We start from the raw sequence: 12759 nt of genomic DNA, 5'->3' as shown, positions 1-12759 counted from the left end.
GGCCGTCCCGACCGCCCCTCATCGCCCTACTATCGGCTCGCCATGACAGCAGCAGGGAAGCACCAGGTGAGCCGGGCACAGACCCGGGGAAGCCGGCAGGGCCGGGCAGGCATCCGGGACGTGGCCGCAGCCGCCGGGGTCTCCATCACGACTGTCTCCGACGCGCTCAACGGCAAGGGCCGACTCCCGGACGCCACCCGCCGCCACGTCCGCGAGGTCGCCGACCGGCTGGGCTACCGCCCATCCGCGGCGGCCCGCACGCTCCGTACGGGCAAGTCGGGACTCATCGGCCTCACCGTGACCACGTACGGGGATGAACCTTTCACCTTCACCGAATTCGCCTACTTCGCGGAGATGGCCAGAGCAGCCACATCGGCGGCACTCGCCCGGGGCTACGCCCTGGTCATCCTCCCCGCCACCTCCCGCCATGACGTCTGGTCGAACGTCGCCCTCGACGGCACCGTCGTCATCGACCCCTCCGACCACGACCCGGTCGTGACCGAACTGGTCCGGCAGGGCCTCCCCGTCGTCTCCGACGGGCGCCCCGCCGGCACCCTTCCGGTCACCGCCTGGGTCGACAACGACCACGAAGCCGCCGTACTCGATCTGCTCGACCACCTCGCCGACGCCGGCGCCCGCCGGATCGGCCTCCTCACCGGAACCACCACCGACACGTACACCCGCCTGTCCACCACCGCGTACCTCAACTGGTGCGAGCGGGTGGGCCAGGACCCCGTCTACGAGGCCTATCCGGCGCACGATCCGTGCGCGGGCGCCGTCGCGGCCGACCGGCTGCTCGCCCGCCCGGACCGACCCGACGCCGTGTACGGCCTCTTCGACCCCAACGGAACCGATCTGCTCGCGGCCGCGCGCCGCTACGGGCTGCGCGTCCCGGAGGACCTGCTGCTGGTCTGCTGCAGCGAGTCCACCGTCTACGCCACCACCGAACCGCCCATCACGACGCTCTCGCTCAAGCCCCGCAGGATCGGCACGGCCGTCGTCCAGCTCCTCATCGACGCCATCGAGGGGATCGATACCGACGGACCGGTCGAGCAGGTGATACCGACCGAACTCATCGTCCGCACGTCCTCACAGCGGCGCTCGCCGCGCACCACGGTCAGCCCCCCGCGCTCACCCGCGAAGGACTGACCGAACGACCCACCGAAACCGCCGCCCCGCCCCCTGCCCGTGGGCCGGGGCGGCGAAACCGGTGACCACACCGGCCTCAACCCTGGACTGGACCTTCTCAATTCGGGCGAAACAACCGGTGAACCCGGAGTGGACCCGGATTCACCACCCCTGGTGCGTCACACAGGAGGACCCTCATTCCTATGATGGGCGGACGACACCGCGGACCACCCCGACCAGGCCGGTCCGCGATGTGCAGGGCATCGCGACGGTGGTGGAGGGGTCCATGACTCAGGGGGCCGGGCAGGAGCCCGTGGTGCGCACGGCGACATTGCGTGACTTCCGCGTACCGCCGTACGCCCGCGTGCCCGTACAGGGCCATGCCGTCGAGCCGTCGTCCGCGGAGAACGCTCCGCCGGGCGAGCACCTCCCACCCGCCGGCCCGCCGCCGGTCGCGCCGCCACCGGTCACGCCTCCGCCGGTCGCACCCTCGCCGGTCGAAGCCGTCCCGGTCGACGCCCTCTTCGCCGCCCCGCCCATGCCGACCGCCGCGCCCATGCCGACCGCCGCGCCCGCGCCGGCATCCGCACCGGCACCGGCACCGGCATCCGCATCCGCACCGCCCGCCGAGGCCGCTGCGAGCGAGCCCACCCCCGCGCCGGCGCCCGCCGACCCGACCCTTCTCCTGGGCCGTCGCCTCGCCCCCGCGTACCCCGCCGCCGGCGGGTCCTCCATCGTCTCCGTCGCCACCGGCCACCCCGGCAGCGCCTTCCCCGCCGGCGAGCCGCCGGAGGGCTACACCCCGACCGAGCGCGACCTCCCGGTCATCAAGCGCGTCGACACCGTCCAGGTCCCGGTCACCCCCGACGCCACCACCGCGCCCGCCGCCGTCACCACCGGCGACGGACCGGGCCCGCTCTACGTCGTCGGCGACGTCCACGGCTACCTCGACGAGCTCGTGGCCGCCCTGCGCGCCCAGGGCCTCGTCGACGAGAACGGCGGCTGGGCCGCGGGCAACGCCCGGCTGTGGTTCCTCGGCGACTTCACCGACCGCGGCCCCGACGGCATCGGCGTCATCGACCTCGTCATGCGACTGTCCGCCGAGGCCGCCGCCGCCGGCGGCTACTGCAAGGCCCTCATGGGCAACCACGAACTGCTGCTCATCGGCGCCAAGCGCTTCGGCGACACCCCGGTCCACTCGGGCGCGGGCACGGCCACCTTCCAGGCCGCCTGGCTGCTCAACGGCGGCCAGAAGCACGACATGGACCGCCTCCAGGACGTCCACCTCCAGTGGATGTCCCGGCTCGACGCCGTGGTCCTGGAGGACGACCACCTCCTCCTGCACTCCGACACCACCGCGTACCTCGAATACGGCGAGACCATCGAGGACGTCAACGAGACGGTCCACGAGATCCTCACCCGGAGCGACGCCGACGAGGTCTGGGACGTGTTCCGGAAGTTCACCAAGCGCTTCGCGTTCCGCGACGAGGGCGGACCGCAGGCCGTCCAGGAGCTGCTCTCCACCTACGGCGGCCGCCGGATCGTGCACGGCCACAGCCCCATCCCGTACCTCCTCGGCCAGGTCGGCACGGAGGAGGGCGAGGGCAGCGGAGGCCCGATCGTCGACGGACCGCACGTGTACGCGGACGGGCTCGCGATCGCCATGGACGGCGGGGTGACCATGGCCGGAAAGCTGCTGGTCGTCCAACTCCCCCTGAACAGCTGACGCATAACCCTGCGCATCCGGGGAAGGCGATTTCCGGAAACACCCTGTCAGCCCGTGGCGTCACCGCAATACCATCGGACCATCCGTAGCAGGCTCTCCTCCGTTTCCGCCCGGCCGACCGTTCCCCACGGCTGATCCGGGCCTACGGAGCATCGGGGGATGCACATGAACGTGGCTCCGTACCTGCTGACCGAGGACCGCGCCGAGTACGAGCGGGTCCTCGACGACGCACTGAGCACCACCCACGCACGTCCGGATCTCGCCGGAGTCGGGACCCGGCTCACCGTCGCACAGCTGCGTTCCATGGCCGTGAACGCGACGGCGCTGATCACCACCGCGGCGTCGAGCGAGTACGACCACTTCGTGAAGGTGCGCGAGCAGAGCCGTATCGCGGTCGCCACCCGCGTACCCGACCCGCAGGACGGCTCCGGCGCGGGCGTCGTCGCCATCGTCACCGTCATGGTCCCCGTCCTCGCCGGGTCGGCCGCCTTCATCTTCCTGCTGGTCGGCGCGGTCCTGCACACCGTCGCCCCCACCGTGGTGTTCGGTGCGACGCTGCTGACGGCCGGTCTGGTCTTCGGCGCGATCGCCGCCGCCGGCCTGCTCTGCGCGGCCGCCGGCCTCCTCAGGACCGCCCTCCGCAACAGCCCGACCGCGACGGTCACGACCGGCCCTGCGCCGGACGACGAACTGAGCCGCGCCCGCGAGGCCTGGCAGCTCGCCCTGTTGGAGCGGGGCATCCTCCCGTTCCTCCGCGACGCCCTCGCCGCCACACACCGGGATGACGACCCCGCCCCGTGACAACGGCACCGGCCCGCGACTCCCCCGTGGGTCGCGGGCCGGTGCCTGCTCAGTGACCGCCGAGGTCAGTCCGCCAGCGGCAGGTAGACGCGGTTCCCGCTCTCCGCGAACTCCTTCGACTTCTCCGCCATCCCCGCCTCGATCTCCTGCTGCGTCCCGCCGTGCTCACGCCGGATGTCCTGGGAGATCTTCATCGAGCAGAACTTCGGGCCGCACATCGAGCAGAAGTGCGCGGTCTTCGCGGGCTCCGCGGGCAGCGTCTCATCGTGGAACTCGCGCGCGGTGACCGGGTCGAGCGCCAGGTTGAACTGGTCCTCCCAGCGGAACTCGAACCGCGCGTCCGAGAGCGCGTCGTCCCAGTCCTGCGCGCCCGGGTGCCCCTTGGCGAGGTCCGCCGCGTGGGCCGCGATCTTGTACGTGATGACGCCCGTCTTCACGTCGTCCTTGTTGGGCAGGCCCAGGTGCTCCTTGGGCGTGACGTAGCAGAGCATCGCCGTGCCCCACCAGGCGATCATCGCCGCGCCGATGCCCGAGGTGATGTGGTCGTAGGCGGGCGCCACGTCCGTCGTCAGCGGGCCGAGCGTGTAGAACGGCGCCTCCTCGCAGATCTCCTGCTGGAGGTCGATGTTCTCCTTGATCTTGTGCATCGGGACGTGGCCCGGGCCCTCGATCATCGTCTGCACGTTGTGCCGCTTGGCGATCGTGTTCAGCTCGCCGAGCGTGCGCAGCTCCGCGAACTGCGCCTCGTCGTTGGCGTCCGCGATCGAGCCGGGGCGCAGACCGTCGCCGAGCGAGTACGTGACGTCGTACGCCGCCAGGATCTCGCAGAGCTCCTCGAAGTTCGTGTAGAGGAAGTTCTCCTTGTGGTGCGCGAGACACCAGGCGGCCATGATCGAGCCGCCGCGCGAGACGATGCCGGTCTTGCGGCGCGCGGTGAGCGGCACGTACGGCAGGAGCACGCCGGCGTGCACCGTCATGTAGTCGACGCCCTGCTCGGCCTGCTCGATGACCGTGTCCTTGTAGATCTCCCAGGTCAGGTCCTCGGCCCTGCCGTCGACCTTCTCCAGGGCCTGGTACAGCGGCACGGTGCCGATCGGCACGGGGGAGTTGCGCAGCACCCACTCGCGGGTGGTGTGGATGTTGCGGCCGGTGGACAGGTCCATGACCGTGTCCGCGCCCCACTTGGTCGCCCAGGTCATCTTCTCCACCTCCTCCTCGATGGAGGAGGTGACGGCGGAGTTGCCGATGTTGGCGTTGACCTTCACCAGGAACCGCTTGCCGATGATCATCGGCTCGATCTCCGGGTGGTTCACGTTCGCCGGAAGCACGGCGCGGCCCGCGGCGATCTCCTCCCGTACGACCTCGGGGGAGACGTTCTCGCGGATCGCGACGTACTCCATCTCCGGGGTGATCTCCCCCCGGCGGGCGTACGCGAGCTGTGTCACCGCCTGGCCGTCGCGGCCGCGGCGCGGCAGGCGCGGGCGGCCGGGGAAGACGGCGTCGAGGTTCTTGAGCCCGCCGCCGCGCGGCGACGTGTGCTTGATGCCGTCGTCCTCGGGGCGGGCGGGGCGGCCCGCGTACTCCTCGGTGTCGCCGCGCGCGATGATCCAGTTCTCGCGCAGCGGCGGCAGGCCCCGCCGTACGTCGGTGTCGATGGTGGGGTCGGTGTACGGACCGGACGTGTCGTACAGCGTCACGTCCTTGCCGTTGGTGAGGTGCACCTGCCGGACGGGAACCCGGAGGTCGGGGCGCGAACCCTCGACGTACCCCTTGTGCCAGCCCGGCGTGCGGCCTTCCTGGTCGGAGGCAGGCGTGCGTGCATCCTGAATGGTCATGAGACCGATCTCCCTACGCCGGCATTACCCGGTAACAGGTTCGGCGGTCGGCGCAGCCTCCTCCCGTACGTGCGTACGGTGATCAGCGCCCTCTCAGCCCGGTGCTCCGAGCTCCCGCGTGTGCAAAGGTGTCACCACGCTAGCGCCATCCCTGGCGTGCTGAACAGTGGGCCCCCCGTCGTTCTTGCGATGATCGGTCGGTGACTTCCCCCCAGCAGCCCTCCGAGCCGCACGGCCACGGCCATGGTCATGAACCCGGCCCCGGCCATGAACCCGGCCATGGCCACAGCCACAGCCACGGCCCCGCCGCCCCCGTCTCCCGGCATCTGCGCAAGGTCATCGCCGCCGTCCTGATCCCCTTCGCCACCGCCGTCGTGGTCGGGCTCGCGGTCCTCTGGCCCGGCGGCACTCCGGCGCACGAGCGCACCGGGGTCGGTTTCGACCGGCAGACCGAGCAGGGCACGGTCGTCTCCGTCGAGCAGGTCGACTGCGCGGACGTGAACGCCGCCCAGGTCCCGCCGACCGGCGACACCTCCACCCCGGCGGGGCGCGAGGCGGTCAACGCCCAGCAGGGGCAGTGCGAGAAGGCGACGATCGAGGTCACCAGCGGCCCGAACAAGGGGCGTACGTTCACCGAGATCGTGCAGCCCGACGCGCCGCGTCAACTGCACGAGGGACAGGGCGTGGTGGTGGCGTACGCCCCCGACGCCCCGCGCGACCTGCAGTACTCGGTGACCGACGTGAACCGGAAGGTCCCGTTGGCGGTGCTCGCCGGAATCTTCGCCCTCGCGGTCGTGGCCGTCGGCCGGATGCGGGGCGTGATGGCGCTCATCGCGCTCGTCGTGAGCTTCCTCGTGCTGATGTTCTTCATCCTGCCGGCGATCCTGCAGGGCTCGAATCCGCTGGTCGTGGCGGTGGTCGGGTCGAGCGCGATCATGCTGATCGCGCTCTACATGTGCCATGGGCTGTCGGCCCGCACCTCGGTCGCCGTGCTCGGCACGCTGATCTCGCTGCTGCTGATCGGTCTGCTCGGCTCGGTCTTCATCGGCTGGGCCTCGCTGAGCGGCAACACCGACGACAACACCGGCCTGATCCACGGCCTGTACCCGAACATCGACATGTCCGGCCTGCTCCTCGCGAGCATCATCATCGGTTCGCTCGGTGTGCTCGACGACGTGACCGTCACCCAGACCTCGGCGGTCTGGGAGCTGCACCAGGCCGATCCGAGCATGGGGCCGCGCGCGCTGTACCGGGCCGGGATCCGCATCGGCCGCGACCACATCGCCTCGGTCGTGAACACCCTGGTCCTCGCCTACGCGGGCGCCGCCCTGCCACTGCTGCTGCTCTTCTCGATCGCGCAGAGCAGCATGGGCACGGTGGCCAACAGCGAGTTGGTCGCGGTGGAGATCGTCCGAACGCTGGTCGGTTCGATCGGACTCGTCGCCTCCGTGCCGCTCACCACGGTCCTCGCGGCGCTGGTCGTCTCCGCCGACCGGCCGGGATCCGACACCGAGGTCAAGCCCCGGGCGTCGGCACGGGGAGGTCGGCGCCGCCGCGCGAAGTAGCAGGCCCCGGGTCAGGGGCTCCGCGTGGCAGGCCCCGGGTCAGGGCTCCGGGTGACGGGCCCCGAGTCAGGGCTCCGGGTGAGGGCGGGTTCGATCCGTTCCCCCGCCCCCGTCCCGTACCCGGTGTCAGCCCGCGTTCTCCTCGGCCAGAATCCGGCCGAGTGCGGCCTCCAGGTTGTCCTCGAAGTCACCGAGTGTCCGTTCCTGACCAAGCGGAACCAACTTGTCCGTGCGGTCGAGGAAGGCGACCAGCGGCGGCGCGCTCGCCCGGAACAGGGCTCGGTCGCCGCCCACCTGAAGCCGGATGGAGACGTCCGAGAGCCCCTCGGGGTCCGTCGGGGCGATGTGCACATCGCCGTCCCCGCTCGGCCGGTTGATCCCGTCGAGCAGCAGTTCCCGGCCGAACGCCCAGGTCACGGGCGCGTCCCCGGGAAGGTGGAAGGTCATCCGCACCGCGTAAGGATCCCGGGTCTCGTATCGCAGCTCGACTGGGATCTTGAAGCAGAGCTCCTCGGAGACGAGGAAGCTCATCAGGACCTCGGCCTGAACCGACTCTCGCATCATGTACCCCGCAGTAGATGAAGCAGTTGTGTAAACACAGCTGCTGAAAGCTGTGACCGAAACGGCCAGGAATGATCCCCCGTGGCCCTCTTGACGCAATCGTGCTGTAAGCGCTAGCAGATCACAAGGAGTGATTTTTCAGATACTGATAGAGAACGCGAGCGAGCTGAAGAGCCTCCCGATCTCCGTACGTAGCCGCTCGACTGCTGGGAGCAACCGTTCTTCCTGGTGGAGGGGGAGGGAAATGGCCATCGCAGCCGCCGCCGAGCCCGCGGTGATGGGGATGGCGGCACAGACCGTGCCGAGCGCATATTCCTGACGCTCCACCAGGGGTTCCATTCGCCCCAAACCGCCCAAACGCTCCATAAGGACGCGGCGGTTACGCACCGTGTACGGAGTGATGGCTTCCACCGGGTGGCGATCGAGGTGGTCTTGACGAGTCTTCAGATCGAGTTGGCTCAGGAGACACTGCCCGATCGCGTGGGCGTGCGCGGTCTCGCGGAAGTCGGCCCACTCCTCCACAGCGGGGGCGGAGGGGGTGTCCGCGACGGCGACGAGCTCGATCTCGCCCTCGCGGTAGAGGGCGAAGTACACCGGCACACCGATCTCGTCCCGCCAGCGGGCAAGGGAGTCCTCGATCTTGATGCGACGATTCTGCACAGCTCCGCCGCCGGCCAGTCGGACGGCGGCGTCACCCAGGACGAACACACCCTTCTCGCGACGCAGGTATCCCTCGTGCGTCAGAGTGCGGAGCAGGTGGTACGTGGTGGGCAGCGGAAGGCCCGTCTCACGGGCGAGCTGTTTGGCGGGGGCGCCGTCCGCATGGGAGGACACGGCCTCCAGGAGTCTCAGCGCTCGCTGCACCGAGCCGATCAGCGTAGGTGCAGCCGCATGCGTAGCCGTGGCCAAAGGTCACCCCCAGGCGTGACGACGGATGCATTGCATCCGCCCGCGGGGGCCGCCCCCGCGCGCCCGCCGGGCCTGGGAAACCGCTGGTCAGTAAGGAGGTCTACACCTGTAGTCCCCAACACGGCGGAGAAATTCCACTGTAGTGGCAGCCCCGGGATCTCCGCCCGGATTCCGCGGGTGCGTTCCCCCGCCCGGGCTAATCCAGGCCATCGGCTTCATACCGCGCGGTAGCTTGTGCTACCAGTCCTCGCGCGACCCGGCGGAGCCCTTGAACTTCCGCACGACGTAGAGCAGTCCGGCGACGAGGGCCACGAAGAGCAGCACCTTGAAGAGCAGTGCGAACACGATGGTCAGGACGCTGGTGATCAGTCCGCCGAAGACCAGCAGGGCCAGAGCGGGTATGGCGACCCACTTCACCCACCAGGGCATTCCCGCGAGCATCTCCTGTACGGCCATGGTCCTTACCTCGATCCCGAAGATCCGTTCCGCGCGCTCTGCGCCGAACACCCTCAAGGCTAGGGGCGGAAAACGGCCCACGGGGGCCCCGCGGCCCCCGCTCTCCCCTGATCCGCCCCCTAGGGGGTCACCACCGCCACCTCGGGGTTCAGCTCTCCGAAGGGGGAGAAGTTCAGCTCTCCGGAGGGGAGAAGACCACCATGACCCGCAAGTCCTCGCTGATGTGGTGGAACTTGTGCGGCACCCCCGCCGGCACGTAGACCACGCTGCCGCGCGCCACCTGGGTCGTCTCCGCCCCGACGGTGATCGCCGCGCGGCCGCTCACCACGAAGTACACCTCGTCCTGGCCGTGCGGCTGCTGCGGGTCGAGCGCCCCGGCATCCAACGCGTACAGGCCCACCGACATGTTCCGCTCCCGCAGGAACTGGAGATAGGCGCCCTGGTTCGCGGCACGCTCCGCCTCCAGTTCGTCCAGCCGGAATGCCTTCATTGCCCGTCCGCCCCTGCCTTGGCCCGATCATGTCTGCCACGATCAGACACATGAAGAATTTCGTAGTCAAGACGCTCGCCAACGCGGGCGCCCTGGGAGTCGCCATCTGGCTGCTCCAGGACATCACCCTGACCGGTGAGAGCACCGGCAACAAAGCCCTGACCCTCATTCTCGTCGCCCTGGTCTTCGGGCTGGTGAACGTCCTGGTCAAGCCTCTCGTCAAGCTGCTGACGCTGCCGCTCTTCATTCTGACCCTCGGCCTGATCACCCTCGTGGTCAACGCCCTGATGCTGCTCCTCACGTCGTGGCTGGCCGAGCAGTTCGACCTCAGCTTCCACGTGGAGGGCTTCTGGACCGCCATCCTCGGTGGCCTGATCATCTCCCTGGTCTCGTGGGCGCTGAACATCGTGCTCCCCGACGGCGACTGAGCCGGCGACCGAGTTGGCGACCATGACCTACCGCGTCTGCTTCGTCTGCACGGGCAACATCTGCCGCTCCCCGATGGCCGAGCACGTCTTCCGCAGCCATGTGGAGGAGGCCGGCCTCGGCGGAGCGGTGGAGGTCGACAGCGCGGGGACCGGCGGCTGGCACGAGGGCGACGGCGCGGACCCGCGCACGGTCGCCGTCCTGGAGGACAACGGCTACACGTCGGCGCACTCCGCCCGCCGATTCCAGGCCTCCTGGTTCTCCGCCCTCGACCTGGTGATCGCGCTGGACGAGGGGCACGTACGGGAGCTCCGGATGCTGGCCCGTACCCCCGAAGAGGCGGCGAAGATACGACTGCTGCGCTCCTACGACCCTGCCGCGGGGGACGCGCTGGACGTCCCCGACCCCTACTACGGGGGCCGCGAGGGGTTCGAGGAGTGCCTGTCGATGGTGGAGGCCGCGAGCGGGGGACTGCTCGCGGCCGTACGTATGGAAGTGGAGGAGCGGACAGCGTGACCGACCAGGCAAGCGACCCCGAGCGGCGGACGGCCGCCGCGCTCGGCGACGGCACCCTCGCCGTCCGGGCCGGGCTTCCCGAGCCCGTGAAGTACGAACCGACCCTGCCGGGCCCGGTCTTCGCGGCCCACTTCCACCTGCCGGGGGAGCCGACCGGCCCGTACACCTACGGCCGCGACGAGAATCCCACCTGGACCCACCTGGAACGGGCGATCGGCGAGCTGGAGGCGCCGGGGGAGCAGGGCGTCGAGACGCTGGTCTTCGCTTCCGGCATGGCCGCGATCTCCGCCGTCCTCCTCTCCCAGCTGAAGGCCGGCGACGCGGTGGTGCTGCCGACCGACGGATACCAGGCCCTGCCGCTGCTGCACGAGCAGCTGAGGGCGTACGGCATCGAGGTCCGTACGGCGCCGACCGGCGGCGACGGGCAGCTCGCCCTTCTCGAAGGGGCCCGGCTGCTGTGGATCGAGAGCCCGTCCAACCCCGGCCTCGATGTCTGCGACATCCGCCGCCTGGTGCGCGAGGCGCACGCCGCGGGGGCCCTCGTCGCCGTCGACAACACCCTCGCCACCCCGCTCGGTCAGCGGCCCCTGCAGCTGGGCGCGGACTTCTCCGTCGCCAGCGACACCAAGGGCATGACCGGCCACGGCGACGTCCTGCTCGGGCACGTGAGCTGCCGGGACCCGCTGCGGGCGGCGGAGGTACGGCGCTGGCGCAAGGTCGTCGGCGCGATCCCCGGCCCCATGGAGGCCTGGCTCGCCCACCGTTCGCTGTCCACCCTCCAGCTGCGGATCGACCGACAGTGCTCCACCGCCCTGTCCCTCGCGCGCGTCCTCGAAGGGCGCGCGGACGTGACCGGGCTGCGCTACCCGGGGCTGCCCGGCGACCCCTCGCACGCGGTGGCCGCCCGGCAGATGCGGCGCTTCGGGCCGGTGGTCTCCTTCGAGCTCGCGGACCGGAAGCGGGCCGAGCGGTTCCTGGAGGAGCTGCGGCTCGTGGACGACGCCACCAGCTTCGGCGGGGTGCGTTCCACGGCGGAGCGGCGCGGACGCTGGGGCGGGGACGCGGTCCCCGAGGGCTTCATCCGGTTCTCGGTGGGAGCCGAAGATCCCGAGGACCTGATCGCCGACGTCCTGCGGGCGCTCGACGAAGCCGGAGCCGCCGGCTGAGTCCGCGCTTCGCTGCCGCGCCCGGCGTCGGCCGGGCGCGGAACGGGGCGCTCCGAACCTCCCCCCTCGTGGCTCGGAACGCCCTCGGTTCCACGCGCGGAGACCGCCTGAACAAGGCTAGTTGACTGTGCGTCAGTGTCCAATCACGGTAGCGACAGAGACCTATCGACTTATTTATAGTTGGACGTTCCTGAGGCGCAGTCAGCCGACCGCCTGAGTCGAACGGCCGCACGGCCGGGAGGGGGCGGACATGGATCTGGCCCTGCTGCGCACGTTCGTCGCGGTGCACCGGGCCGGCTCCTTCACCCGCGCCGCCGCGCTCCTGGGACTCTCCCAGCCCGCCGTCACCAGCCAGATCCGGACCCTGGAACGGCAGTTGGGCCGACCGCTCTTCCTCAGACGGGCGCGCGGGGTCACGCCGACCACGATCGGGGACGAGCTCGCACACCGCGCCGCCCCCCATCTGGACGCCCTGGTCGAGATCGCCGAGAACGGCCTCGCCGAGGAGAGCACCGTCCGCACCCTTCATGTCGCCGGCCCACCGGAGTTCACCGCGCTCCGCGCGCTGCCCGCCCTCACCCCGCTGGTCGGCCAGGGGCTCGCCGTACGGGCCTCGTTCCTGGGCAACGCGGAGGAGACCCTCGACGGGCTCGCGGCGGGCCACCACGATCTGGCCCTCACCACCGCCCGCCCGCGCGGTGGTCTCTTCGTCGCGACCCCCCTCTGCGACGAGGAGCACGTCCTGGTCGCGGCCCCTCGTTGGGCGGCCCGGCTCTCCCCGGACGTTCTGCTCCGCAAGGGCTCCGTGGTCCTGGAACAGCTTCCGGTGGTCGAGGTGCACGAGTCGCTGCCGTTCGTCTCCCGCTACTGGGCGGCCGTCTTCGAGACCGAGCCGGCGGCGGCAGCGACCGTGATCGCCCCCGACCTGCGGGCCGTACGGGACTCCGCCGCTTCCGGTGCCGGTCTTGCCGTCCTGCCGCGCTATCTGTGCGAGGAGGCACTGGAGCAGGGGCGGCTCGTGGCGCTGCTCGACCCTCCGGTGCCGCCGCTGCGGACCTACTTCCTGGTGGTGCGGACCGGCACGCTCGCGCTGTCCCCGATCGCACGGGCCCACGAGTGCCTGCTGCACGCCGCAGGGGACTGGTGAGTTTCAGGACACCGCGTACGGGCCATTTTCTTC

At 70.5% G+C, this 12759-nt stretch carries 13 protein-coding genes and 1 riboswitch; of the genes, 8 read left to right on the top strand and 5 right to left on the bottom strand.

Annotation, left to right across the window (positions count from 1 at the left end):
• Positions 1-42 precede the first annotated feature (42 nt).
• The 3 genes from OG580_RS18070 to OG580_RS18060 all read left to right on the top strand — a co-directional run bounded on the left by OG580_RS18070 (position 43) and on the right by OG580_RS18060 (position 3655).
• Positions 43-1149, top strand: a complete 1107-nt coding sequence (locus tag OG580_RS18070; RefSeq protein WP_055642419.1) for a LacI family DNA-binding transcriptional regulator — start codon at positions 43-45, stop codon at positions 1147-1149.
• A gap of 250 nt (positions 1150-1399) precedes the next feature.
• On the top strand, positions 1400-2854 hold the full coding sequence (locus tag OG580_RS18065; protein ID WP_267048045.1) for a metallophosphoesterase: 1455 nt from the start codon (positions 1400-1402) through the stop codon (positions 2852-2854).
• A 159-nt stretch (positions 2855-3013) separates the two neighbouring features.
• The gene (locus OG580_RS18060; protein ID WP_267044709.1) at positions 3014-3655 is read left to right on the top strand and encodes a hypothetical protein; all 642 of its coding nucleotides are present in this window, start codon (positions 3014-3016) and stop codon (positions 3653-3655) included.
• A gap of 65 nt (positions 3656-3720) precedes the next feature.
• On the opposite strand, the gene thiC is transcribed toward OG580_RS18060, so the two are convergent.
• Complete coding sequence (gene thiC / locus OG580_RS18055; protein WP_267044708.1) at positions 3721-5490, bottom strand: phosphomethylpyrimidine synthase ThiC; 1770 nt, start codon at positions 5488-5490, stop codon at positions 3721-3723.
• Positions 5484-5618: riboswitch (TPP riboswitch) on the bottom strand. It overlaps the preceding gene by 7 nt.
• Positions 5619-5690: 72 nt before the next feature.
• On the opposite strand from thiC, the gene OG580_RS18050 reads away from it, so the two are divergent.
• Positions 5691-7055 (top strand): YibE/F family protein, encoded by a 1365-nt coding sequence (locus OG580_RS18050; RefSeq protein ID WP_267044707.1) that lies wholly within the window; start codon positions 5691-5693, stop codon positions 7053-7055.
• 126 nt (positions 7056-7181) lie between these two features.
• Here OG580_RS18050 and OG580_RS18045 read toward each other — a convergent pair whose 3' ends face one another.
• The 4 genes from OG580_RS18045 to OG580_RS18030 form a co-directional block, all read right to left on the bottom strand.
• Positions 7182-7616: an SsgA family sporulation/cell division regulator gene (locus OG580_RS18045; protein ID WP_024760447.1), complete on the bottom strand. Its 435-nt coding sequence runs from the start codon at positions 7614-7616 to the stop codon at positions 7182-7184.
• Between the two features lie 138 nt (positions 7617-7754).
• Positions 7755-8525: a helix-turn-helix domain-containing protein gene (locus tag OG580_RS18040; RefSeq protein WP_323182572.1), complete on the bottom strand. Its 771-nt coding sequence runs from the start codon at positions 8523-8525 to the stop codon at positions 7755-7757.
• Positions 8526-8762: 237 nt separating this feature from the next.
• Positions 8763-8981 carry a DUF5326 family protein gene (locus tag OG580_RS18035; RefSeq protein WP_267044705.1) on the bottom strand — a complete coding sequence of 73 codons (219 nt, stop codon included), beginning with the start codon at positions 8979-8981 and terminating at the stop codon, positions 8763-8765.
• A 172-nt stretch (positions 8982-9153) separates the two neighbouring features.
• A complete protein-coding gene (locus tag OG580_RS18030) occupies positions 9154-9471 on the bottom strand; it encodes a cupin domain-containing protein (RefSeq protein ID WP_267044704.1) in 318 nt (105 codons plus the stop codon).
• A 50-nt stretch (positions 9472-9521) separates the two neighbouring features.
• Between OG580_RS18030 and OG580_RS18025 the strand changes: the two genes are divergently transcribed.
• From OG580_RS18025 to OG580_RS18010, 4 genes are all read left to right on the top strand, one after another.
• Positions 9522-9899 carry a phage holin family protein gene (locus OG580_RS18025; protein ID WP_267044703.1) on the top strand — a complete coding sequence of 126 codons (378 nt, stop codon included), beginning with the start codon at positions 9522-9524 and terminating at the stop codon, positions 9897-9899.
• 22 nt (positions 9900-9921) lie between these two features.
• Positions 9922-10413: a low molecular weight protein-tyrosine-phosphatase gene (locus OG580_RS18020; protein ID WP_267044702.1), complete on the top strand. Its 492-nt coding sequence runs from the start codon at positions 9922-9924 to the stop codon at positions 10411-10413.
• A complete protein-coding gene (locus OG580_RS18015) occupies positions 10410-11579 on the top strand; it encodes a cystathionine gamma-lyase (RefSeq protein ID WP_267044701.1) in 1170 nt (389 codons plus the stop codon). The genes OG580_RS18020 and OG580_RS18015 overlap by 4 nt, the downstream gene beginning before the upstream one ends.
• Before the next feature lie 250 nt (positions 11580-11829).
• Positions 11830-12726 carry a LysR family transcriptional regulator gene (locus tag OG580_RS18010; protein WP_267044700.1) on the top strand — a complete coding sequence of 299 codons (897 nt, stop codon included), beginning with the start codon at positions 11830-11832 and terminating at the stop codon, positions 12724-12726.
• Positions 12727-12759: the final 33 nt, after the last annotated feature.

Origin of the sequence: Streptomyces sp. NBC_00094 (genome assembly GCF_026343125.1) — a bacterium.
Taxonomy (GTDB): domain Bacteria; phylum Actinomycetota; class Actinomycetes; order Streptomycetales; family Streptomycetaceae; genus Streptomyces.
Note: the sequence above shows the minus strand (reverse complement) of the source record. Positions and strands in the feature narration are given on the sequence as shown.

Coding starts and splice junctions, on each gene's coding strand:
- OG580_RS18070 (WP_055642419.1), top strand. CDS start 43: ATGACAGCAGCAGGGAAGCACCAGGTGAGCCGGGCACAGACCCGGGGA.
- OG580_RS18060 (WP_267044709.1), top strand. CDS start 3,014: ATGCACATGAACGTGGCTCCGTACCTGCTGACCGAGGACCGCGCCGAG.
- thiC (WP_267044708.1), bottom strand. CDS start 5,490: ATGACCATTCAGGATGCACGCACGCCTGCCTCCGACCAGGAAGGCCGC.
- OG580_RS18045 (WP_024760447.1), bottom strand. CDS start 7,616: ATGCGAGAGTCGGTTCAGGCCGAGGTCCTGATGAGCTTCCTCGTCTCC.
- OG580_RS18035 (WP_267044705.1), bottom strand. CDS start 8,981: ATGGCCGTACAGGAGATGCTCGCGGGAATGCCCTGGTGGGTGAAGTGG.
- OG580_RS18030 (WP_267044704.1), bottom strand. CDS start 9,471: ATGAAGGCATTCCGGCTGGACGAACTGGAGGCGGAGCGTGCCGCGAAC.
- OG580_RS18025 (WP_267044703.1), top strand. CDS start 9,522: ATGAAGAATTTCGTAGTCAAGACGCTCGCCAACGCGGGCGCCCTGGGA.
- OG580_RS18020 (WP_267044702.1), top strand. CDS start 9,922: ATGACCTACCGCGTCTGCTTCGTCTGCACGGGCAACATCTGCCGCTCC.
- OG580_RS18010 (WP_267044700.1), top strand. CDS start 11,830: ATGGATCTGGCCCTGCTGCGCACGTTCGTCGCGGTGCACCGGGCCGGC.